General features: G+C 59.2%; 21 protein-coding genes, 1 tRNA gene and 1 pseudogene. 13 read left to right on the forward strand and 10 right to left on the reverse strand.

Going from position 1 to position 23383, the window contains the following annotated elements:
* Positions 1-42: 42 nt before the first annotated feature.
* Both THALAR_RS16870 and THALAR_RS16875 read right to left on the reverse strand, forming a co-directional pair.
* Positions 43-1962 carry a heavy metal translocating P-type ATPase gene (locus tag THALAR_RS16870; RefSeq protein WP_021102815.1) on the reverse strand — a complete coding sequence of 640 codons (1920 nt, stop codon included), beginning with the start codon at positions 1960-1962 and terminating at the stop codon, positions 43-45.
* Between the two features lie 61 nt (positions 1963-2023).
* Positions 2024-2254, reverse strand: coding sequence for a heavy-metal-associated domain-containing protein (locus tag THALAR_RS16875; protein WP_021102816.1), 231 nt, complete (start codon positions 2252-2254; stop codon positions 2024-2026).
* Between the two features lie 96 nt (positions 2255-2350).
* Here THALAR_RS16875 and THALAR_RS16880 point away from each other — a divergent pair, with 96 nt between their 5' ends.
* Complete coding sequence (locus THALAR_RS16880; RefSeq protein ID WP_021102817.1) at positions 2351-3274, forward strand: LysR family transcriptional regulator; 924 nt, start codon at positions 2351-2353, stop codon at positions 3272-3274.
* A gap of 279 nt (positions 3275-3553) precedes the next feature.
* Here THALAR_RS16880 and THALAR_RS16885 read toward each other — a convergent pair.
* From THALAR_RS16885 to dapF, 7 genes and pseudogenes are all read right to left on the reverse strand, one after another.
* Positions 3554-4707, reverse strand: a pseudogene (locus THALAR_RS16885) (IS3 family transposase).
* Between the two features lie 342 nt (positions 4708-5049).
* The gene (locus THALAR_RS16895) at positions 5050-5466 is read right to left on the reverse strand and encodes a GNAT family N-acetyltransferase (protein WP_021102821.1); all 417 of its coding nucleotides are present in this window, start codon (positions 5464-5466) and stop codon (positions 5050-5052) included.
* A gap of 4 nt (positions 5467-5470) precedes the next feature.
* Positions 5471-6085, reverse strand: coding sequence for a glutathione S-transferase N-terminal domain-containing protein (locus THALAR_RS16900; protein WP_021102822.1), 615 nt, complete (start codon positions 6083-6085; stop codon positions 5471-5473).
* Positions 6082-6714, reverse strand: coding sequence for an FMN-binding negative transcriptional regulator (locus THALAR_RS16905; RefSeq protein ID WP_021102823.1), 633 nt, complete (start codon positions 6712-6714; stop codon positions 6082-6084). The genes THALAR_RS16900 and THALAR_RS16905 overlap by 4 nt, the downstream gene beginning before the upstream one ends.
* Before the next feature lie 25 nt (positions 6715-6739).
* Positions 6740-7396, reverse strand: coding sequence for a glutathione S-transferase (locus THALAR_RS16910; RefSeq protein ID WP_021102824.1), 657 nt, complete (start codon positions 7394-7396; stop codon positions 6740-6742).
* The gene (gene mtaB, locus THALAR_RS16915) at positions 7396-8628 is read right to left on the reverse strand and encodes a tRNA (N(6)-L-threonylcarbamoyladenosine(37)-C(2))-methylthiotransferase MtaB (RefSeq protein WP_021102825.1); all 1233 of its coding nucleotides are present in this window, start codon (positions 8626-8628) and stop codon (positions 7396-7398) included. Before mtaB ends, THALAR_RS16910 begins: the two co-directional genes overlap by 1 nt.
* Positions 8625-9461 (reverse strand): diaminopimelate epimerase, encoded by an 837-nt coding sequence (gene dapF, locus THALAR_RS16920; protein WP_021102826.1) that lies wholly within the window; start codon positions 9459-9461, stop codon positions 8625-8627. The genes mtaB and dapF overlap by 4 nt, the downstream gene beginning before the upstream one ends.
* Positions 9462-9567: 106 nt before the next feature.
* Here dapF and THALAR_RS16925 point away from each other — a divergent pair.
* The 12 genes from THALAR_RS16925 to THALAR_RS16980 all read left to right on the forward strand — a co-directional run bounded on the left by THALAR_RS16925 (position 9568) and on the right by THALAR_RS16980 (position 22237).
* A tRNA-Lys gene (locus THALAR_RS16925) sits at positions 9568-9643 on the forward strand.
* A gap of 217 nt (positions 9644-9860) precedes the next feature.
* The gene (locus tag THALAR_RS16930; protein WP_021102827.1) at positions 9861-11063 is read left to right on the forward strand and encodes a M24 family metallopeptidase; all 1203 of its coding nucleotides are present in this window, start codon (positions 9861-9863) and stop codon (positions 11061-11063) included.
* Positions 11064-11204: 141 nt separating this feature from the next.
* Positions 11205-12299 carry an ABC transporter ATP-binding protein gene (locus THALAR_RS16935; RefSeq protein WP_021102828.1) on the forward strand — a complete coding sequence of 365 codons (1095 nt, stop codon included), beginning with the start codon at positions 11205-11207 and terminating at the stop codon, positions 12297-12299.
* 72 nt (positions 12300-12371) lie between these two features.
* Entirely contained in the window at positions 12372-13478 is a 1107-nt protein-coding gene (locus THALAR_RS16940) for an extracellular solute-binding protein (RefSeq protein WP_021102829.1), read from the forward strand.
* Positions 13479-13544: 66 nt separating this feature from the next.
* Positions 13545-15059 carry an ABC transporter permease gene (locus THALAR_RS16945; protein ID WP_021102830.1) on the forward strand — a complete coding sequence of 505 codons (1515 nt, stop codon included), beginning with the start codon at positions 13545-13547 and terminating at the stop codon, positions 15057-15059.
* 3 nt (positions 15060-15062) lie between these two features.
* Positions 15063-15959: an ABC transporter permease gene (locus THALAR_RS16950; RefSeq protein WP_021102831.1), complete on the forward strand. Its 897-nt coding sequence runs from the start codon at positions 15063-15065 to the stop codon at positions 15957-15959.
* A 342-nt stretch (positions 15960-16301) separates the two neighbouring features.
* Positions 16302-18179 carry a polysaccharide biosynthesis protein gene (locus THALAR_RS16955; protein ID WP_021102832.1) on the forward strand — a complete coding sequence of 626 codons (1878 nt, stop codon included), beginning with the start codon at positions 16302-16304 and terminating at the stop codon, positions 18177-18179.
* Between the two features lie 53 nt (positions 18180-18232).
* Positions 18233-19063, forward strand: coding sequence for an NAD-dependent epimerase/dehydratase family protein (locus THALAR_RS16960; protein WP_021102833.1), 831 nt, complete (start codon positions 18233-18235; stop codon positions 19061-19063).
* Complete coding sequence (locus tag THALAR_RS16965) at positions 19060-19653, forward strand: sugar transferase (protein ID WP_021102834.1); 594 nt, start codon at positions 19060-19062, stop codon at positions 19651-19653. Before THALAR_RS16960 ends, THALAR_RS16965 begins: the two co-directional genes overlap by 4 nt.
* A 120-nt stretch (positions 19654-19773) precedes the next feature.
* A complete protein-coding gene (locus THALAR_RS16970; RefSeq protein WP_021102835.1) occupies positions 19774-21114 on the forward strand; it encodes a UDP-glucose dehydrogenase family protein in 1341 nt (446 codons plus the stop codon).
* A 66-nt stretch (positions 21115-21180) separates the two neighbouring features.
* Positions 21181-21363 (forward strand): PLD nuclease N-terminal domain-containing protein, encoded by a 183-nt coding sequence (locus THALAR_RS16975; RefSeq protein ID WP_021102836.1) that lies wholly within the window; start codon positions 21181-21183, stop codon positions 21361-21363.
* A 13-nt stretch (positions 21364-21376) separates the two neighbouring features.
* Complete coding sequence (locus THALAR_RS16980; protein ID WP_021102837.1) at positions 21377-22237, forward strand: YihY/virulence factor BrkB family protein; 861 nt, start codon at positions 21377-21379, stop codon at positions 22235-22237.
* On the opposite strand, the gene THALAR_RS16985 is transcribed toward THALAR_RS16980, so the two are convergent.
* Positions 22230-23264 carry a LacI family DNA-binding transcriptional regulator gene (locus THALAR_RS16985; RefSeq protein WP_040819156.1) on the reverse strand — a complete coding sequence of 345 codons (1035 nt, stop codon included), beginning with the start codon at positions 23262-23264 and terminating at the stop codon, positions 22230-22232. The genes THALAR_RS16980 and THALAR_RS16985 overlap by 8 nt on opposite strands.
* Positions 23265-23383 lie beyond the last annotated feature (119 nt).

The raw sequence follows: 23383 nt of genomic DNA on the forward strand, positions 1-23383 counted from the left end.
CACCGTTAAGGCGCGGGTTCTGCGTTGTTTATGCCAGCACCCCTATGCAGCGGCGCGTTCAGCAGTCTGCGCAGCCGCTCTGGCTTTGGTGGCCTTGGGCACACGCAACAGGCGCATGGCGTTAAGGATCACGATCAGCACCGACAGCTGGTGAACCAACATGCCACCCGCCATGTGAACGGTGCCGGTATAGACCCCGAACAGCAGCCCGATCACGGTCAGAACCGCAATCACAAGGTTCTGGCGCATGTTGGCCAAGGTGGCGCGCGCGATTTCCATGGCCTCGGCGATCTTGCCGAGATCGTCGGTCATCAGCGCGATATCCGCCGTCTCAATGGCAATATCACTGCCGCTTGCGCCCATGGCGATGCTGATATCAGCCGCTGCGAGGGCCGGTGCGTCGTTGATACCGTCGCCGACCATTGCCACATGCAGGCCCTCGGCGCGCATCGCCTGAATACGGTTCAGTTTGTCGTCGGGCATCATGCCTGCATGCACCTCATCTACCCCGACGGCCTTGGCAATCGCTTCGGCTGCGGGGCGTTGGTCACCGGTCAGCATGACGACACGGTGAACTCCAAGCGCGTGCAACCGGTCGATCATGGGCTTGGCACTGGTGCGCGGCATGTCTGCCAGTCCCAGCAGACCCACAACTTCGCCGTTGCGCGCCACGATCACCACCGTGTGACCCAGCCCGTGCAGGCGGGCAATGCCCTCTTTGGCCGCGGCGTTGAAGTCGATCTTGAGATGATCGAACAGGCGGTGGCTGCCGACGGCGATGTCGTGGCCGTCATGACGCGCGATCAGGCCCATACCGGCGATCTCTTCCAATGAGTCAGCCGTGGGCAGAGGGCCCTGCTTGCGCGCGGCCTCGATGATCGGGCGACCCAGCGGGTGGGTCGATCCTGTCTCGGCGATGCCGGCCCAGAGCAGGACATCGGCCTCGCTCTGGCCTTTCAGCGCCACGATTTCGGCAAGGCGCGGCTGGCCTTCGGTCAGCGTGCCGGTTTTGTCCAGCGCCAAAGCGGTGATGCGTCCGGCGTTCTCCAGATGCTCGCCGCCCTTGATCAGGATACCGGCGCGGGCCGCACGCCCGATCCCTGCAATCACCGATACAGGGGTCGAGATGACCAGCGCGCCGGGGCAGCTGACCACAAGCAGCGTCAGTGCCAGTTCGGCGTTGCGCGTGACGATGTAGCTGATGATCGCCATCACGAACACGCCGGGCGTATACCAGCGCCCGAAGTTTTCAATCATCCGCTGGGCCGGTGCCTTGGCCTCTTGCGCCTCTTCAACACGGGTGATGATCCGCGCCAATGTGGTGTCGCTGCCAACGCCGGTGGCGCGCAGATGCAGCAGACCGTTTTCGGCCAGTGTTCCGGCGAATACCTTTGATCCAAGTGATTTCTCCGCCGGGATCGGTTCGCCGGTGATGGAGGCCTCGTTGACCGCAGCATTGCCTTCGATCACCTCGCCGTCGACCGGCAGGCGCTCACCGGCCCTGACCAGAACAGTTTCTCCCAAACCCACCTCATCCGCGGCGACCTGGATAGTATCGCCATCCCGCAGCACAGTGGCTGTCACCGGTGCCGCATCGATAAGCGCTTTCAGCGCGCCACGCGTGCGGCTCATGGTGCGGCTTTCCAGCCATGCGCCCAGCATGAACAGGAAGGTAACGGCGGCTGATTCCCAGTGGTTGTTGATGAACAGCGCACCAATCGCGGCCACAATCACCAGCAATTCAATGCTCAGCTGACGTAAGCGCAGCGAACCCCAGGCCCGCAGCGCAATATCATAACCGGCGAGAGCCGCGGCAATGGTCATCAGCGGCGCCCAAGGGCCAGCCAGAGCAAAGCCATACCACGCGACAAGCGCCACGGTGATGAACAGACCACTGGCGATGGTCAGCCATTTGCGCCGACTGACGGGATGTCTGAAGATATCGATGAGACCGGAAAACATGAGCTGCCTCCTTTCATGGAGAAGCCCCGCCACCCAATGGAAGCGGGAATATGCTGGGGATTTAGAACGCCGATGGTTTGGCGGTGTAGCCGGACTTGGCGATGGATTTAACCAAGGCGGCCACATCGGTGAGCGCGGGGTCATGGTCGACCTCGATCCGACCGGTGGCGAACTTTACCTCGGCCTTTTCCACGCCGGGCAATGCCATCAAAGCGCTTTCGATCTTGGGAACACAGGACGGACAGGAAAGCTCGTCGCTACGCAGTTTCGTGCGGATTGTCGTATTGGTCATGACGTGATCCTTTCATGTGAATGTTATTGCATCTGAGCCCGATATAGCTGCACACTCAGCGCACAGGGATTACCGAAAAAGGAAAGGTAGCATTGCATGAATGCACAGCTGGCCAATTGGGACGACCTGCGGGTGTTTCTCGCCGTGGCCCGCGCGGGAAGTCTTTCGGGGGCGGCGCGCAGCCTTGGCGTCAACCATTCCACGGTGTTCCGCAGGATTGCCGGGCTTGAGGAAACGATGGGGGTGCGATTGTTCGAGAGGCTTCCGACCGGCTATGTGCTGACCGCTGCGGGTGAGGAAACACTGGGCATCGTCGAGCGCATTGAGGAAGACGTTACGACGCTTGACCGCACCGTCACTGGACAGGATCTGCGCCTCAGCGGTACAGTGCGGATCACGGCGATCGACATGTTGGCCTTCTGGTTGCTGCCGGATCATCTTGCGCGGTTTCGCGAAAGCTATCCGGGCATCGAGGTGGAAATCGTGGTCGGCAACGAGGCCCTTGACCTGTCGCGCCGTGAAACCGATCTTGCTCTGCGGATCGGTAACACACCGCCAGAAACACTGGTGGGGCGCCGGGTCGGGCGGCTACATTTTGCTGTCTACGGCGCGCCGGAATATTGCGCATCTCACCCCAACACTGATCTCTCAACCCATGACTGGATCGGCTTTGACAGCGCCCACGCGCCCCTGACCCGCGAGGTCGAAAAGCTCGTTCCGGGCATCCGTCCGGCCATTCGATCAAACTCGGTGGCCTGCGCAGTGCGACTGGCTAAGGCCGGGCTGGGTCTTGCAGTGCTCCCCTGCGCCATCGCCGATCTGAAACCCGACCTGATCCGCGCTGCCGAATTGCCCGGTGTTTTCGGTCTCGATCTGTGGCTGTTGACCCACGAAGACCTGCGCCACACCGCCCGTATTCGTGCTGTGTTGGAGTTTCTGACACCCGCACTGACCGAAAGCTTGCAAGTGGTGCGCAGGAGTTCCGATTTGCAAACGAACAAGCTGCACCCTTCGGCATAAACCCTTACGCGTATACCATGGCCGCTACATCTGTCCTGAGGGGAAGAACTCCGCCACGCCAGACGGAATTATTCTGATCTCGCCCAGCATGCGGCCAAGGCCGGGCGGCGCCAATACCGAAGTCTGAAACTGGAGTGCCAAGCTTGCCTTTCAAAGGCCCAGTGCTGCCAAACACTGCGACCCGCAGCATCGGCTGCGAGAAATGCAAATCGTCCGACACTGCGCGAGACATTGCACAGCTGAGCTACTCCCCAATAGTTGGACACGATCCGGCTTGATTTAAGCTACTCTTTGCATCTGCTGATCGGGGTTGGTTGTTTCGTTTCGCTGCCAATAGATCACAGCGGGTGGTTTGCCGCCAAGGCCAGAATGGGGGCGTTTGTTGTTGTAAAAGTCCACCCACTTTCTGACACCAGCCTTGGCCTCTGATCCGGTCTCCCATGCGTGCAGATAAACGCATTCGTATTTCAGTGATCGCCACAGTCGTTCGACAAAGATATTGTCAAGGAACCGGACTTTGCCGTCCATTGAGATGCGGATGCCGGAGCCACGCAGGCGGTCGGGCCAGGCAAATGACATGAACTGGCTGCCCTGATCCGTATTCATGATCTCGGGTGGGCCGAACTTGTGGATCGCTTCATTCAAGGCATCAACACAGAACTTGGCTTCCAGCGTGTTCGAGATACGCCACGCCAGCACCTTGCGCGTGTGCCAGTCCATGATAGCGACCAAATATAAGAACCCACGCCGCATCGGCAGGTAGATGATGTCGGCGCACCAAACTTGATTGGGCCGATCCACATGCAAGCCACGCAACAGCGAAGGGTAAGTCTTGTGGCCCTTCGCTGCCTTGCTGGTGGTGGGCTTCTGGTAAATCGGCATGAGGCCCATCAGTCGCATAAAGCGCCGTATGCGTTTCTCGTTCACGAGATGATCCTCATTCCGCAAATGCCATGTCATCTGATGCACGCCATGGAATGGCGTCTCGGGGAACTGCTTGTCAATCACGCGCATCAGGTCCAGGTTCATCTCGGTTTCGCCCTTGGTGTCATAGTAAAATGATGACCGCGAGATCGACAGCAGCGCACATTGCTTGCTTACTGACAGACCTTTTAGGGTCGGCTCAATCATCTTGCGCCTCACTTGCCGGTCCAAGGTTTGAGCTTTCTGGCCAAAAAATCGTTGGCGACGGCCAACTCCCGAATCTTGGCGTGCAGGTCTTTGACCTGCTCCTCATCGACTTCCGATGCCTTCCGGCTGCGACGCTCAAAAACACCGGACGCGCCTTCCAACAAGGCCCGTTTCCACTGATGGATCATCGAAGGATGGACGCCGAACCGACTGGCCAGTTCGCCGACCGTCTCTTCGCCCTTCAGCGCCTCCAACGCGAGCTTAGCCTTAAACTCTGGCCGATGTTGCTTCCGTGTCGACATTCCTGATCTCCTTCATGTTGAAGATCAGCAGACTACAAATCGCAGCTTACGTCAGTGTCCGAATTTCGGGGGGGGGTAGCTCAGGTCAGTACACCCAAGTAAGCTGCCGAGGGCGCGCTGCGCTTGCAACACCCTGCTCGCGCCACTCAGACGAACTGTTCAAATTGGATAATTCCGCAGCTGATAGAGCCACGCTTGTCTTGCATAAGGATATCCTAATCCAGATACCAAGATATATATATATACGTTTGTAGCGCCCACGAAGAGACCGTTACTGAATGACTGAAAGCAGCCATTGGCGCAGTCGTAGCGAAAGCGCACTTTGTCCCGTAGAGCGGAATTCTATTCAAGTTTCAACAGCATATCCCGATGCGGGATGCCTGCGTCGTCGTATTCCGGCCCGAACGCCTTGAAGCCCAGCTTTTCGTAAAACCCGATGGCGTGGGTTTGGGAGCCGAGGATCGCCTCGTCGAAATCGTCTTGCAGATCGTCCAGGATAAAGCGCATCAGTTCTGCGCCCAGTCCGGTGCCGCGGTGGATGTCCAGAACGGCGACGCGCTGGATCTTTGCCTTTGTCCCAAGCGGCATGACGCGCGCGGTTGCGGCGGGCAGGTCGTTCACATGGGCAAGGTAGTGGCGGCAGATGGCGTCCTTGCCATCTACCTCCTCATGCTCGGGGACGTTCTGGCCCTCAACGAACACCACCCGCCTGATTTCCAGGCAAGTGGCAATGTCATCCGTGCGTGTCAGTCGTGCCATCGCGTCAGCCAGCGGGCGGGACGGTGGCAACCATGCTGTCGCGCTTGGCGAAACCGGCCTCCCAATCGGTGAGGGCAGGGCGGCCTTCGCGCCAGTTGCGGTCAGCGTGGCGCAGGTCGAGATAGGCCAAAGCGCAGCCGGTGGCGATCTGGCCGATGTTGAGCGTGTCGGCGGAGAGCGTGTCCATCCACGACGCCTCCAGCGCGTTGAGCGCCGTGTCGATCTTGCGCCACTGGCCTTCGGTCCAATCCGCAAACTGTTTGTCAGCGGGGCGCACGCGGGCCTCGTAGACCATCAAAATGGCGGCATCGAGAATGCCGTCGGCGGTGGCCTCAAGGGTTTGCAACGGCCACGTCGCGTCGCCGGAGCCGTATAGACCAGCATTCGCACGGGTGTCGAAATAGCGGCAAATCACGCGGCTGTCATAGAGTGGCTGTCCACCATCAAGGGCCAGCGCGGGGATCTTGCCCAAAGGGTTCAAATCGCGGGGGATGGTGTCGGGATCAAGGGGCGTGCCAGCTACAGGCAGCAGCTCGACATCGTCTAGCTGACCGGTCTCGCGCAGCAGCACGAGTACCTTGCGCACATAGGGAGAGGTCGGGCTGGAAAAGAGCTTCATGTGGTGGTCTCCGGTTTCGCGCCGCGCATCAGCGCGGACAGGGTTTGCGTGTCTTGACCGATGCCATAAGCCGCAACGTGATCGGCGGCTGCGATACGGACCTTGTCAGGTTTGTTCTGGCCCAGCTTCCATGTGCCCTCGATTCGGTCCACGTCAAATAGAAACGGTTGGATCTGCCGCATCATCCGATCCATGACGCCTTCGGACATTTTCGCCGACGTCCATGGCGGCTTGGGCAACAGATGGGTCTCGAAATGCGCGGACAGGCGGTCGAGCAATGGGCGCAGTTCGTTCTGCGGCAAAGGTCGCAGCGTGCCCGTGATGCGGATTGCGACGTAGTTCCATGTCGGCACCTGATCCGCCACGCCATACCAGTCAGGGGAGATGTAGCTGTCGGGGCCGGTGACGGTGATCGCTGCCTTCAGTGGCTCTTTGCAGGCCTGTGCGATGGGGTTGGAGCGGACAAGGTGTAGCTCCGCCTGTTTGCCGTCTTCGGACAAGAGGACGGGTATATGAGCGGTCAGTGGGCCGCCTTCGCCATTGACTGCCAATGTGCCGAATCCGCGCTCACGGGCGAAGCCGATATTGCGGCTGTCCGGGTCTTGGCGGAAGGCGGGGTTCGGATGCATGGTGCTATCCTTGGCGGGATTGGCGCTATGGCACAAGAGTTGGCGCGTCACCGGCCTGCCATTTGGGGTATTTTACCATGATTGCCGCGAAGCGTGGTGAGGTCAGGTGCGCGTTTAGCCAACGGTGCAGATGTGGCCATGGCTGGGCGTCGAACCACGCACGGTCGGTGTTGGCGAACTGGCGCACGAACGGGAAGATCGCAAAGTCGGCGAGGCGGGGGTGATCGCCCAGAAGATGGGGTGTTTGGGCAAGAATAGAGTCGTATTCGGCAAGCACCTCAGCGCCGACAGCGCGCCATGTGTCGGGGTCACCATCATGTCGGCTGGCGTATTTGTAGCGGTCAAGCGCTTGCTTGAACGGGCCGTCGTTGCGGGTGATCATGGCAAGGCTGCTGTCACGATCTTGCAGCCAGTTTTCGGGATCGCTCAAGCCGAGCGCCCAAAGCATGATGTCGAGGCTCTCTTCGATCACCTTCGCGGGCGTGACGACCACGGGCACCGTTCCTTTGGGAGAGGCTTCGAGAAATTCCGGTGCTTTGTCGCGTAGCAGGATTTCGCGATGCTCGACCGTCACGTTTGCCGCATGGATCGCCAGCCGCGCCCGCATTGCGTAAGGGCAGCGGCGGAAACTGTAGAGAACGGGGGTGCCTCCGGCGGGAATATTTTCGCCAAGATGAAGCATCAGGCGCGGAGTTGGGTGCCGTCTGCCCCGAGGATACGGGCGGAGACAATTTGACCAACCGGCTGGTCGGTGTCGAAGAGCGTCTCGGTGAATTGCTCGGTCCGGCCCATGCGCGGGGTTTCCATAAGGATGTTGTGAGTGTGGCCGACGCGGGAGGCAAGGTGCCTTTGAACTTGCGCTTCGCCAGCGGCGCGCAGACGGGCGGCGCGGGTCTTGATGTCCTTGCCGTTGACGGCGGGCATTTTGGCGGCGGGCGTTCCCTGACGCGCGGAGTAGGGGAAGACGTGCAGCCATGTCAGGCCGCACTCCTCTACCAACTTGAGCGAGTTTTCGAACATGGCGTCCGTCTCGGTCGGGAAACCGGCGATAATATCCGCGCCATAGGTCATGTCGGGGCGCAGCTTGCGGGCGTCTTCGCAGAACCGGATCGCGTCGTCGCGCAGATGGCGGCGCTTCATGCGTTTCAGGATCATGTCGTCGCCTGCTTGCAGGCTGAGATGCAGGTGGGGCATCAGGCGTGGCTCTGTCGCGATGGCCTGCATCAGAGCCTCGTCAACCTCGATGCTGTCGATCGACGAGATGCGCAGGCGGGGCAGGTCAGGGATCAGCTTGAGGATGCGTAGCACCAGATCGCCGAGCTGTGGCGTGGCGGGAAGATCGGCACCCCATGAGGTGAGATCGACGCCGGTGAGCACCACCTCGTTGTAGCCTTTGTCGACCAGGCGTTTGATTTGGTCGACAACCACGCCTGCTGGAACGGAACGCGAATTGCCGCGACCGTAGGGGATGATGCAGAAGGTGCAGCGGTGATCGCAGCCGTTTTGCACCTGCACATAGGCGCGGGCGCGGGTGCCGAAGCCGTCGATCAGGTGACCGGCGGTTTCCTCGACGCTCATGATGTCGTCGACCTGCACCTTTTCGGTGTCGGGCAGGAATCCCCATGTGGTGCGGTTCATCTTCTCGGTATTGCCGATGACATTGTCGACTTCGGCCATGTTAGAGAATGTTTCCGGCTCGGTTTGCGCGGCGCAGCCGGTGACGACAAGGCGGGCGTTCGGGTTCTCGCGGCGCAGTTTGCGGATGTCCTGACGGGCTTTGCGCACGGCCTCGGCAGTCACCGCGCAGGTGTTCACCACGACCAAATTGTCCTGACCTTGTGTCAGGTCGCGCATCGCCTCGGTCTCGTAGGCGTTAAGGCGGCACCCATGGGTGGAGAAAATTGGTGGCTTCATAGCGCGGCCAGAAATTCGGGCGTCAGGTGGCCTGAGAACACATGCGCCGTGGGGCCGGTCATCCAGACGCCGTCTTCGCGCCAGTCGATGTCGATGCGGCCGCCGTCAAGGTCGATACGCACCTGGCGGCCGGTCAAACCGCGACGGGCTGCGGCCACGGCGGTTGCGCAGGAGGAGGAGCCGGAGGCCAGCGTCACGCCGACGGCGCGCTCCCAAACGCGCATGCGCAGGTGGTTTTTACCGACCAGATGCGCGACTTGCACATTGGTGCGCTCAGGGAAAAGCGCGTGATGCTCATGCGCGGGGCCGAATGTGGCGAGGTCGACGGCGTCCGCGTCTTCCACGAAGAAGGTGCAATGCGGGTTGCCCATGCCCGTGGCAGTGGGCTTGCCGTCAATAGGCAGCTCCAGCGTGTCCATTTCGCGGGCGAGAGGCACATCGGCCCAATCCAGCAGCGGCGCACCCATGTTAACACGGGTCAGGCCATCACCCGCATCTTCAGCCTGCAACAGTCCGCGTTCGGTTTTCAGCTTCAGGGAGGTGATTCCCCGCCGTGCCATCTCGAATCGCGCGACGCAGCGCGTTGCGTTGCCACAAGCGCCGGCCATGGAGCCGTCGGAATTGAAAAAAGTCAGGCCGATATCGGCGTCTGCCACGTCATCGAGCACGGCAAGCTGGTCGAATCCCACGCCGCGATGTCGGTCCCCAAGAGCGCGGGCGAGCGTCGCCGACACACGGGTATCATTGCCCCGCTGGTCAATAACCACGAAGTCATTGCCCAGCCCGTGCATTTTCATGAAGGGCAGGCCGAGGGAGGCATCTGCAAGTTGCATGGGGCGCGATATAACCCCGGCGCGGGCTCAATGGAAGACATGGTGCAGATTCACTTGGATTTGGGGGTTGACCCCATGGGGCGACCTTCATAGATAGCACCAAAGTGGGCCCTTAGCTCAGTTGGTAGAGCAACTGACTTTTAATCAGTAGGTCGATGGTTCGAACCCATCAGGGCTCACCACTTTTTCAAAACGTGTAAGCGCCGGGTGCAGATTATTCTTGCCAGAGCGGGCATTGATGAGGCATTTTCCCGCCACTGGGCCGACGATGGCGTCGTCAAGGCAGTGATGCGTGCCCGTCATCTTAAATCCTGAACGCCGGGATCTTGCTTGTCCGTTGCTACGGGGGGGAAGGTTCAGATCCTTCAGCCCGTGATTGCGGAGCGAAGGAGTGATTTCATGGACCGTCCACAGTTTTACCGTTTCCACCAAGGCGAGAAGACTCTGCCATTTCCAAACGCAGAGTACGAAGCGCGTCTGGGCAAACTTCGCGCCACTATGAAGGCAGAGGGGGTCGATGCCTGCGTGTTCACCTCCATGCACAACATCGCGTATTATTCCGGCTTTCTCTATTGTTCGTTCGGACGGGCCTACGCGCTGGTCGTGACGGCTGACGCCAACGTGACCTTCAGCGCGGGGATCGACGCGGCGCAGCCTTGGCGGCGCGGATATGGCGACAACATCACCTATACCGACTGGCAACGGAACAACTACTGGCGCGCGATTGAAAGCGTCACCGGCACTGGCAAAACCGTTGGGTACGAAGGCGACCACATCAGCGTGGCGCAAAAGGCGCTGCTGGATGAATTCCTCAAGCCCAAAGCCACCAAGGACATTGCCCCCGCCACCATGCTTCAACGGATGCACAAATCCGCCGCCGAGATCGAACTGATCCGCGCGGGTGCGAATGTGGCTGATGTCGGCGGCTATGCGATCAAGGATGCAATCAAGGCCGGTGTGCGGGAAATTGACGTCGCCATGGCAGGCCGTGACGCGATGGAGCTGGAAATCGCCAAGCGTTTTCCGGATGCCGAGTATCGCGACACCTGGGTTTGGTTCCAGTCGGGTATCAACACCGACGGGGCCCATAACCCCGTGACCTCGCGCAAGCTGGAGCGGGGGGATATCCTGAGCCTCAATACCTTCCCGATGATCTCGGGCTACTACACGGCTTTGGAGCGGACCCTGTTCGTGGAGGAAGTCGACGCAGCCAGCCTGAAAATCTGGGAGGCCAATGTCGGTGCGCATGAGTACGGGATGAGTCTGCTCAAGCCCGGTGCAAGCTGTGCCGAGGTGACCGAGAAGATCAACGCGTTCTTTGCGGAGCGTGACCTGCTGCAATACCGGACGTTTGGCTACGGTCACTCGTTCGGGGTGCTGTCGCATTATTATGGCCGCGAGGCGGGGCTGGAGTTGCGCGAGGACATCGACACGGTGCTGGAGCCGGGCATGGTGATCTCGATGGAGCCGATGTTGACGATTCCCGAAGGTCAGCCGGGGGCTGGCGGATATCGCGAACACGACATTCTGGTCATCACCGAGGACGGTAACGAGAACATCACTGGCTACCCTTATGGCCCCGATTTCAACGTCGTCGGCTAGAAAAACACGACCGAGGGCGGTCCATGTGGATCGTCCTCAGAAATTCGGTTGTGTTCTGCGCGAGGAACGCACAGGATTAGCGCAACATGACGACATCGCGCATCATAAGCGTGAGTGGTCCGTTGGGAGGAACTGGAATATATGTTGGATGCAGCGCCTGCGTTCGTAGCGTTTGAACGTGTTCAAAAAAGTTACGATGGCGAAAATCTGGTTGTGAAAGATCTCAACCTGTCGATGCCCAAGGGCGAATTTTTGACCATGCTTGGCCCATCGGGGTCCGGCAAAACGACCTGCCTGATGATGCTGGCGGGTTTCGAGACTGCCACCCACGGTGACATTTTGCTTGATGGCGTGTCTATCAACAACATCCCCCCGCATAAGCGCGGCATTGGGATGGTGTTCCAGAACTACGCCTTGTTCCCGCATATGACTGTGGCAGAAAACCTGTCGTTTCCGTTGGAGGTCCGCAAGATCGGCAAGTCCGACCGGGAGCAAAAGGTGAAACGCGCGCTCGATATGGTGCAGATGGGCGATTTCGCCGGTCGCCGTCCGGCACAGCTTTCGGGTGGTCAGCAACAGCGCATCGCCCTAGCGCGTGCGCTGGTGTTCGAGCCGGAACTGGTCTTGATGGACGAGCCGTTGGGTGCGTTGGACAAGCAGCTTCGCGAAACCTTGCAGTTCGAGATTACCAACCTTGCGCATGATCTGGGCATCACCACGGTTTACGTCACCCACGACCAGACCGAAGCGCTGACCATGTCAGACCGCGTCGCGGTGTTTGATGACGGGCGTATCCAGCAGCTTGCCCCACCGGACGAGCTTTACGAGAAGCCGCAAAACAGCTTCGTCGCGCAGTTCATCGGTGAGAATAACACGCTTGATGGCGTCATTGAGGAGATCAAGGGCAACACCTGTATCGTGAAGCTCGACAGCGGCGAAATCATTGACGCGGTGCCGGTCAACGTCACCAAAGTCGGGGAGCGCACCAAGGTGTCCATCCGCCCCGAACGAGTTGAGTTCAACCGCGACCGTTTGCACGACGACGCCCACACGCTGAAGGCCGAAGTGCTGGAGTTCATTTACATGGGCGACATCTTCCGCACGCGATTGCGGGTTGCTGGCACGGACGAATTCATCATCAAGACACGCAATGCGCCTGACCAAACCCGCCTTAAACCGGGCGAGATCATCGAGATCGGCTGGCTGGCCGAGGATTGCCGGGCGCTCGACGCCTGATGAACAGGGCGGGATGGTCGCCCGGACCGCCCCGCCTCTCGACACATTCCGGGCGAACACTGGGAGAAATACATGAAAACCACAATGAAACTGATGGCCACATCTTGCCTGACGCTGACCGCATCCATGGCGTTCGCGGACGGGCATATGGTCAACGAGATGACGATTGTCAGCTGGGGCGGCGCTTACTCCAACTCGCAGCAGAAGGCCTATCACGACCCCTATATGGAAAACACAGGCGTCAACATCATCAACGACGAAAGCTCCGCTGAAGCGGTGGCCAAGCTGCGTGCGATGAACGAAGCGGGCAACGTGACGTGGGATGTCGTCGACGTGGTCGCTTCTGACGCGATCCGCCTTTGCGACGAAGGTCTGGCGATGGAAATTGACCACGACGAGATGCTTGCCGCTGGCGATGACGGCTCCACCGCGTCTGAAGACTTCGGCGATCTGTTGGTGTCCGACTGCTTTATTCCGCAGATCGTTTACTCCACGACCGTGGGCTACCGCACGGATCTGGTGGGGGACACCCCGCCGACCGACATCTGCGCGATCTTCGACACCGACGCATATCCCGGCAAACGCTCGCTGGAGAAGCGTCCGATCAACAACATGGAATGGGCGCTGCTGTGTGACGGCGTTGCCAAGGATGAAGTGTACGACGTGCTGGAGACCGAAGAAGGTCAGACACAGGCGTTTGCCAAGCTCGACACCATCAAGGATGACGTGATCTGGTGGACCGCCGGCGCCGACACGCCACAGCTTCTGGCTGACGGCGAAGTCGTCATGGGCTCCACCTATAACGGTCGTCTGTTCAGCCTGATCGAAGAGCAAGATCAGCCCGTCGCCATGCTGTGGGACGCTCAGGTGTTCGACCTTGACGGCTGGATCATCCCCGCCGGTTTGCCGGAAGAGCGCAAAGCGCGTGCGTTGGACTACGTGAAGTTCGCGACGGATACGCAACGTCTGGCGGATCAGTCCAAGTATATCGCTTACGGCCCGGCCCGTGCGTCTTCTGCGCCTCTGGTTGGTCAACACGCCGATCTGGGGATCGAGATGGCACCACACATGCCGACCGACCCGGAAAACGCCAAAAACACCTTCCTGTATAACTACGAATGGTGGGCCGATTACCGCGACGATCTGGATGCAAAATTCCAGGCTTGGTTGTCGAAGTAATCAACCGATTTTGGGGCGCGGCCATGTGTTGCGCCCCAAACACTTTCCAAGACCGGGGCGTATCACGTGACAGAAGTATTGGCAGCAGACGGACGACCGCTAAAGGCATCGCTCAACCGCGCGTTGCGCAGGCAAAAACTGCGGGCGCTGGCTCTGATCGCCCCCTTGCTGATATTCATTCTGGTGTCTTTCGTGATGCCCATCGCCGACATGCTGTTCCGCTCGGTCGAGAACGACATCGTGTCGGATACATTGCCGCGCACCGTCGAGGCGCTAGACGCTTGGGACAGCGCCAGTGGCGAAACTCCTGACGAGGCGGTGTTCCAGGCGCTCTACACCGATATGGCGCTGGCAACCGAATATAAATCCCACACCCGATTGGGCAGCCGCCTGAACTATGAGCTTACCGGCGTTTCATCCCTGTTCCGCAAGACGGGCCGCCGTGTGAAGCGGTTCGACACGGACGTCTATGCCGACGCCTTCCGCGATGCGAGCCCAGCTTACGCCGACGCGGCCCAATGGGCCGAGTGGATGGACGACGACGCCCTGCGCGATGCGCTGCCGCGCACAGCCGATGCCTATGACGGATGGGCGAAAATGATCGTCGAGGTCGACAACGACGTTCCAGCCGAGGAAGAGCCTTGGGATTTCGTCTACACTGCTTTGTATAACGACGTGATGACAGGCGCCGAGCCGCCTGTCGCTGTGGACTTGTCGGGCGTTGAACCGGTGTCGCTACGCGAGCAGTTTGTCGAGATCGACAAGGACTGGCTGGACCCGAACGTCTGGCAAACGATCAAGATTTATTCCCCCAAGTACACCAACGGCTATTTCCTGAATTCCGTCGACTTGCAGAAGGGCCCCGACGGCGCCGAAGCCCGACCTGAGAGCGAGCGCATCTACGTAGTCCTGTTCATCCGCACGATGATCATGTCGCTGTCGATTATGGGGATGTGCGTGTTGCTGGGCTACCCGATTGCATGGCTGTTGGCGAACCTTCCTGACCGAACCTCAAACCTGCTGATGATCCTTGTATTGCTTCCCTTCTGGACGTCATTGCTTGTGCGAACCTCGGCCTGGAAGGTGCTGCTGCAACAGCAAGGCGTTATCAACGACACCTTGGTCTGGATCGGTCTTGTTGCAGACGGGGATCGGCTACAGTTGATTAACAATCAGACCGGCACGATTATCGCAATGACGCATATCCTGCTGCCGTTCATGATCCTGCCGCTCTACTCGGTGATGAAAACCATCCCGCCAAGCTACCTGCGCGCGGCCAAGTCGCTTGGCGCGACGGACTGGACGGCGTTCTGGCGGGTCTATTTCCCGCAGTCAGTCCCCGGAATTGGCGCGGGCTGCATCCTCGTGTTCATACTGTCGATCGGCTACTACATCACGCCGGAACTGGTGGGCGGGACCAAGGGCGTCTTCATCTCGAACCGGATCGCCTACCACATCTCGTTCTCGTTGAACTGGGGTCTGGCAGCGGCGCTTGGGTCTATTCTGCTGGCGGTCGTTCTGATCCTGTATTGGGTCTACGACCGGATCGTCGGTATCGACAACGTGAAGCTGGGGGGCTGAGACATGGCCGGATTGCCACCATATGCATCGACGGGCCAGCGGGTCTGGTATTACAGCTTTCGGGTGATCTGTGGGCTGATCTTCTTCTTTCTGATCGCCCCGATTCTGGTCATCATCCCGCTGTCGTTCAACGCCCAGAACTTCTTTACCTTCACGCCGGAAATGCTGGCGTTTGACCCCGCTGGCTACTCGACCAAGCACTACAGGGACTTCTTCACCGATTCCGACTGGCAACTTGCGCTGCGCAACTCGCTTAAGATTGCGCCGGTCGCGACGTTGTTGTCGGTGTCCTTGGGGACCTTGGCCGCCATCGGCCTGTCGCAAAGCCACGTGCCGTTCCGGCGGGCGATCATGGCGGTGCTGATCTCCCCGATGATCGTGCCACTGATTATTTCCGCGACAGGTATGTATTTCTTCTACTCCAACCCGTACATTCCGATCCCGTTCTTCGGCAAGGTCGAGCTGCCCTTCACGTTGACCGGCACTTACTGGGGCGTGGTTCTGGCGCATGCGGCCTTGGGGATTCCCTTTGTTATCATCACCGTCACTGCAACCCTTGTGGGCTTCGACCAGTCCCTGACCCGCGCGGCGGCGAATATGGGAGCGGGGCCGGTCACGACCTTCTTCCGCGTCCAGATGCCGTTGATCCTGCCGGGTGTTGTCTCCGGCGGGTTGTTTGCGTTCATCACCTCGTTTGACGAGGTGGTGGTGGTGCTGTTCGTCGGCTCTGCCGGACAGAAAACGCTGCCGTGGCAGATGTTCACCGGCCTGCGTGAACAGATCAGCCCGACCATTCTGGCCGTGGCAACGATCCTGATCACCGTTTCGGTCGCGCTGCTGTTCGTTCTGGAGATACTGCGTCGCCGTTCCGAGCGCCTGCGGGGCATGTCCCCCGGCTAGGGTTTTGCGCCCACGGACGAAATTGAAGCCTTCCGACGTGGGTTAACACAATCTTAATATCCGGCTTGCTACCTTGCCTGCTGCCATGTGCGTGCCGCACCGGCTCTTAAGCGCATCCGGCTGATTGGTGCTGACGAACTCACGGTCCCTATATCTTGTGAGTTACGGGCGTGAAGTTAATAGAGGCAAGCGATAATGCAGCAGAAAGCCGCCGTTTCCCCACAAACATCCAGTAGCGTCAGTTGCGTCTCGGGCGAAATTGGCGCTATTGCTCTGTATCCTCACGCGAAAAGAGTGTCCTGCCCCGATTTCAGGGAAGCGCAGAGGTGGGAGCCAACTTGAATGCTTGATTATCTTGTTCATTTACCGCGGTCGGCGAAACACCACATTCTGCTTGCGATAGACGTGTTTCTGGTTCCCGTCAGCTTATTGATTGCGCTTGCTTTGATGTTCGACACGGTATCGCCCAGCGCTCTGCTATGGTCGGCGCTGCCGCTCTTTATCGTGATCCCGATAGTAGCTGTGCCCGTCTTCCTGCGCATTGGTTTGAACCGTATCAAACTGATGGCGTTTGAACTTCATGACATGCGGCGCGGAGCGATCGCCGCCCTGTCGATTGTTGGCCTGACATTTGCGACTACCTTCATTCTGGGCCTCGACATCCCTCATGCGGTGGCGTTGCTGACTGGCCCGATTTTCCTCCTTCTCCATCTGGGAATCCGGACGCTGGGGCGTAACCTGCTGGTGCGGCGCTCTAATGGTGGGGTCGGCAGGCTTCCCGTAGCGATATACGGCGCAGGCACGGCAGGCGTGCAGCTTCTGGCGGCGCTTCGCCAGGATTTGCAGATGCGCCCGATCACGTTCGTCGACGACAATGTCACGCTTCAAACAATGACGGTCTCGGGCATGAGCGTCTGCTCCCGTGCGCATCTGGAGGCGATGGTGAAACGTGGTGATATAAAGCGCGTCTTGCTGGCGATGCCATCCGTGAGTGAGCCGAAGATGCGGCGTATCACCCAAGAGCTGTCGGAACTGGGATGTGAGGTACACGCCCTGCCGACCTACAGCGAACTGGTCGAGGGCACGGGGCTTGCTTCGAACCTGCGACCCGTCACGCCAGACCGACTGCTGGGGCGCGACAAGGTGGATCTGGAAACACCGGAAGTTGCCCGCGCCTATGCCGGGCGACGAATTCTGATTACCGGCGCGGGTGGCTCCATCGGGTCGGAACTGTGTCGGCAGATCATCCTGTGCGGACCGCAGCGTCTGACACTGTTGGACCACTCCGAATATGCCCTCTACACGATCTCGCGCGAACTCAAGCAGCTTGCCGACGCGAACGGTGTGGAGCTGGTGACGCGGTTAGGGTCTGTTTGTGATCGGGAACGCATGTCCCATATCATGCGGGAATCTGAAATTGATATCGTTCTCTTTGCGGCGGCCTACAAGCATGTCCCGCTGGTCGAAGAGAACGAAATCGAAGGGTTGCGCAACAACCTGTTTGGCACGCTAACCACAGCCGAGGCGGCGCAACAGGCGGGCGTCGAGCGCTTCATTCTGGTTTCGACCGACAAGGCGGTGCGCCCCACCAACATCATGGGCGCCAGCAAGCGGCTTGCAGAACTTGCCATTCAGGATCTGCAAACGCGCTCCAAGGGGACGAAGTTCGCCATGGTTCGGTTCGGCAACGTGTTGGGGTCGTCCGGCTCGGTGATCCCGCTGTTTCAAAGCCAGATAGCCGCCGGGGGTCCCATCACCCTGACCCACGAGAAGATCACGCGCTATTTCATGACCATTTCCGAGGCCGCGCGTTTGGTGTTGCTGGCAGGGGCTTACGCGACCGGCGGTGATGTTTTCGTGCTGGACATGGGGGCCCCTGTGAACATCAGTGATTTGGCTCGGCGCATGGTCGAACTTACGGGGCTGAGTGTTAAGGACGACGAGCATCCGCATGGCGACATCGAAATCCAGACGGTCGGCCTGCGCCCCGGTGAGAAGCTCTACGAAGAGTTGCTGATCGGGGACAACATGCTCCCGACCCCTCATGAGAAGATCATGCGCGCCGAGGAGCGCGGTCTGTCCGAGATCGAAATGGCGCGCATACTCAAGCAGGTACGGACAGCTATCGCCGCCAACGATGCGCAGATGCTGCGCTTGATCGTAGAGACATGCGTGGACGGCTACCACGTTGCCGAAACGGGATTGGATGACGTCGTCTGACGTCGGCAAGTCCTGCATTGAACTCCCGAAACACAGAACGACCGTTTCTTTTGATGGGGGCCAGTGGCCGTGTCGGAAGTCTGCTTTTGCAGCACTGGCGCAGTGCGCCACCCATCATCCCCTTGCGGACCCAGTCGCGTGGCGAACGGTTCGACCTTAAGTGGTCCCCTATCATTGATGGCCCTGACCCGCTATGCCGCTTTGCGGATCGACAGGGCGGCCTGTCCGGCATCATCGCCCTGAGCGGAGCGACGCCATCAACTCGGGGCAACTTGTCTGAAACAGCATTGCTCGCCGACGCGGTGCTCTCCGCTGCGGTGAAGGCGGGGGTGCCACGGGTTTTGTTCACATCGTCATCAGCGGTCTATGCTTTGGGTGAGAACCTCTCCGAGTCCGACGAACCTGCCCCGACCTCAGACTATGGGCAAGCCAAGGTCGATATGGAGAGTGTAGTCGCACAAAGCGCCGGTACGACTCTGGATGCCTGCTGCCTTCGGATCGGCAATGTCGCGGGTGCTGACGCGTTGTTGGGGCGCAAATCCAACACGCCTGTCTTGTTGGACCGCTTCCCCGATGGGCATGGCCCACGACGCTCCTACATCGGCCCCATTCAACTGGCCAAAGTTCTTGAGCGGTTGATGTTGCATCCAGCGCGACTGCCGCTTGTGCTGAACGTTGCGGCAGAACCGCCCGTGCGTATGTCCGACCTTCTGCAAGCTGCGGGCCTGCCTTGGGAGTGGGTTCCGGCGCCCGAAGAGAGGCTCAAGACGCAGAGCATTACGCTGGATTGCACGGGTTTGGCGAAAATCACTGGCAAGGCAAGCCTTGCCGCATCGCCAGCCTCTATGATAGCGGAGTTGCGCAAATTGGGGGCGCTGGCTTGATCTTCTCGAAACGACTGTTCGATCTTGCGGCCCTTGTCTTGCTCGGGACAATCCTTCTGCCTGTGCTTGTGGTAACGGCACTTGTGATCGCAATCCTGGATGGTCGTCCTGTTTTCTATCTGTCCGAGCGGATGAAAACGCCGTCCCAAAGTTTCCGGCTTGTGAAGTTCCGCACGATGACCTTGTCCGAAGGTGATCAAGGGGTCTCAGGCGGTAACAAGGCGCATCGCATAACGCGGACGGGCGCGGCCCTGCGCCGGATGCGGCTGGACGAGATCCCGCAACTTTGGAACGTTTTGGTGGGCGATATCAGCTTCGTCGGACCTCGCCCGCCTTTGCGCGAGTATGTAGAGCGGTTTCCGGACATCTACGCGCAGGTGCTTCGCAGCCGCCCCGGAATAACGGGTTTGGCTTCGGTCGTTTACCATCGCCACGAGGAGGCCTTGCTGGCGGCCTGTGATACGCCAGAGGCGACGGATGATGTGTATACGCGCCGATGCGTCCCAAGAAAGGCGGCGCTCGACTTGATCTACCAAAGAAACCGAACCTTGTGCATGGACGCCTGGCTTATGATCAGGACGGTCTTCTAGACGGTGACCTGACGCAGAAAGGCTGCATCGACGGCCAGTTGGCGGCGCGAATGGTAGCGTTTCGTTGACAGATGCCCAGTTATCCAGCATCCCGAAGCCAGTTTGTTAAAGGGACTTTGTATGAAAATCACGATGATCGGCACGGGTTATGTCGGATTGGTATCCGGCGTGTGTTTTTCGGATTTCGGCCATGACGTCGTGTGTGTCGATCGCGATCCCGCGAAGATCGAGATGCTGAACGCAGGCAAAGTCCCTATCTATGAGCCTGGCCTGGACGAGTTGATGGCAAAGAACGTCGAAGCGGGCCGCTTGGTTTTCACCACCGATCTGGCTGCGGGCGTCACGGGCGCCGACGCGGTCTTCATTGCCGTTGGCACGCCCACACGACGCGGCGATGGGCATGCCGACCTATCATTCGTCTACGCAGCGGCTGAGGACATCGCCAAAGCCTGCGCTGAGGCGGGCAACCCCTACACGGTGATCGTGACCAAATCGACCGTTCCGTTGGGAACAAACCGGCAGGTAAAGCAAGTCATCCGCAAAGCCGCGCCGGATCTTGTTTTCGACGTCGCGTCTAACCCCGAATTCCTGCGTGAAGGGGCGGCGATTGACGATTTCATGAAGCCTGACCGCGTTGTCGTTGGCGTCCAGAGCGACCGTGCCGCCGAGGTGATGGAGGAAGTCTACCGACCGCTCTACCTGCGCGACTTCCCGATCATCACCACCGACCTGGAAAGCGCCGAGATGATCAAATACGCGGCCAATGCGTTTTTGGCGACGAAGATTACCTTCATCAACGAGATCGCCGCGCTGTGCGAGAAGACTGGCGCCGACGTCAAGCAGGTGTCGCGCGGCATGGGGATGGATGGCCGTATCGGCAACAAGTTCCTGCATGCGGGGCCCGGTTATGGCGGGTCCTGCTTCCCGAAAGACACCTCTGCACTGGCGCGGATCGGGCAGGAGCATGCGGTGCCAATGCATATCACCGAGACGGTGATGCGGGTCAACGATGGCGTAAAGCTGAGAATGATCGAGAAGGTGCGAGACCTGTGCGAAGGCTCGTTCAACGGCAAGACCATTGCGGTGCTGGGCGTGACGTTCAAGCCGAACACCGACGATATGCGCGATGCACCTTCGCTGACGATTGTCCCCGCACTGGTCGGCGGTGGGGCCAAGGTTCGGGTCGTCGATCCGCAAGGTGCGCGGGAGGGTAAGGCGTTGCTGCCCGGCGTGCAGTGGGGCGATGATCCCTACAAGGCCGTGCAAAACGCGGATGCGGTCGTCATTTTGACCGAATGGAACGAGTTCAGGGCACTTGATCTGAAGAAGCTTGCCAAAAAGATGGCGTCAGCGCGTATGGCGGACCTGCGCAACATCTACTCCGCAAAGGATGCGAAGCGCGCGGGTTTCGATGCCTATGTATCAATCGGGCGCCAAGGTTTTGAAGCGTCGAAGCCATGATGCGCTTGGTATTCGATGAACATCGGCCTACGTTGATGGTCAAAGCTTAACGCAAAGGAGTTTCCAATGGGTTTCTTTAACTCTCTAATTGGTCTCATCGTTTTCGCACTCGACGTCTGGGCGATTGCATCGATCTTCAACTCCAAGGTGGAAACAGCGCAAAAGGTTCTGTGGATCGCATTGGTGCTGATCCTTCCGATCATCGGTTTCCTGATCTGGTATTTCGCAGGACCGAAACCGGCACGCTGACTACGTGACGTTAATGCGTCACATCATATCCGGCTATAAATTCGTCAGCGAAATCCTGACAGCTATGGACAAGCGCAACCTGAGCCTCATCTCGGCAGGTGTGGCGTTTTATGCAATGCTTGCGATTTTTCCCGCCCTTGCAGCATTGATCGCACTTTGGGGCGTGTTTGCTGATCCGCTTGTCATTGACGAGCAGCTGAACCTGTTAAAGCAATTTGCGCCAGCCGATGCGTTCCGTTTGGTCGACACGCAGGTGAACGCGCTCATCAACGCAAATGACTCGACCCTGGGCTATACTACCCTTGTGTCGCTCGGCGCGGCCCTTTGGTCGACACGCGCGGGTGTGGCCGCGCTTATCCGCGGCCTGAATGCAGTGTATTCCGCACCGCACCGAACCGGCATACGCCGCACCTTCGCCGCATTGCTGCTGACGCTATGCTTGATTGGGATGTCACTGGTAGCGCTGACGGGCATCGTAATATTTCCGATCGCGCTGGCGCTTTTGCCCTTGGGAGAGTTCACGCAAGATATCTTCACCACCCTGCGATGGGTGCTGGTGACGTTGGCTGTCATTCTTGGCCTCGGGCTGATCTACCGGTTCGGACCGAACCACAAGACGGATTACCTCAAGACAAACTGGATTTCACCGGGTGCGCTGGTGGCATTGTTCATCTGGGGGGCGGTGTCTTGGGCCTTCTCGCTCTATCTGGCGAACTTCGGCAAATACAACGAAGTCTACGGCTCAATCGGTGCCGTGGTCGCGTTGCTCATGTGGTTTTACATCAGCGCGTGGGTCGTACTGCTCGGTGCGACACTCAACTGTGAGCTGGCAAGACGACGACACGATAGACAAGCAGAACCTCAAGCTACCTGAGTGTATCACCGGGCGCAAAAATCGGTGATATTTCGATGCGTTTCTCGGGGGCCGCGCCCGCGCTTCCGTCGGCCTCTTGCGCAATGATTTGCGCAGCCTTCTGGCCGATTTCGACGCGGCAACTGTCCATGGTCGCCAGTTTCTTGGGCAGGCCCTCGATTAGATCCACGCCGTTGAACCCCGCAAGGCCCAGTTTTCCGGGTACGTCGATCCCGGCCTCAAGGCAGTACAACAGGCCACCTGCGCCGATCATGTCGTTGGAGTAGTAAAGGAAATCGAGATCCTTGTTCTTCTCCAATATGCTTGCGGTCATCTCGCGACCCTTACCCAAAGCGGAGCCGCCGGAGTAGTATTCCTCTGCCTCAAGGCTGAGACCGTTCTCACGCAATACGGCTTCAAAACCCTCGAAACGCTTTCTGGCACGGTGGTCACGCGGCATTTTAGTTCCGAGGAATCCGATTTTCCTGTAGCCGCGCTTAAGTATCTCTTTCGCCGTTTCCCGCCCGGCGCGGGTGTGGGAAATGCCAACCACGGCGTCCACGGCGGGGCCGTCCGCATCCATGATCTCAACAATGGGAACGCCTGCGTTCTCCATCATGCGACGGGCCGCGTCCGTGTGCTCCAACCCTGCCACGATAAGACCGGATGGCCGCCAAGACAGCATTTCGAAGATAACTTTTTCTTCTTTTTCAGGGATATAGTCCGTCACACCCACAACAGGTTGCAGGGGGGTATCATCCAGAACTTTGGATATACCCATCATGACTTCAGGAAACACCATATTGGACAGTGATGGAATAATAACGCCGACAAGGTTCACGCGGTTCGACGCCAGAGCGCCCGCAATCTTGTTTGGCACATAGCCAAGCTGGCGCGCGGCAAGCAGCACTTTCTCTCGGGTTTTGTCAGAGACTTCACCACGATTGCGCAGAACGCGACTAACGGTCATTTCACTCACCCCGGACGCCTCCGACACATCACGAAGGGTTAGCTGATGGCGATAGTCGGGACTGGAGCGTTCGGCCAAGGGAGGTCTCGTAAGCTTGTGAATATGCGCAATGATAGCGCTAAAGAACGCTGTCTCCAAGGCGCATCTGCACGCTGAATTTGGGGTTGCCTGCCGGCAGTCAAAAACGCCATACAGAA

The sequence above is a fragment of the Litoreibacter arenae DSM 19593 genome (assembly GCF_000442275.2).
Classification (GTDB): domain Bacteria; phylum Pseudomonadota; class Alphaproteobacteria; order Rhodobacterales; family Rhodobacteraceae; genus Litoreibacter; species Litoreibacter arenae.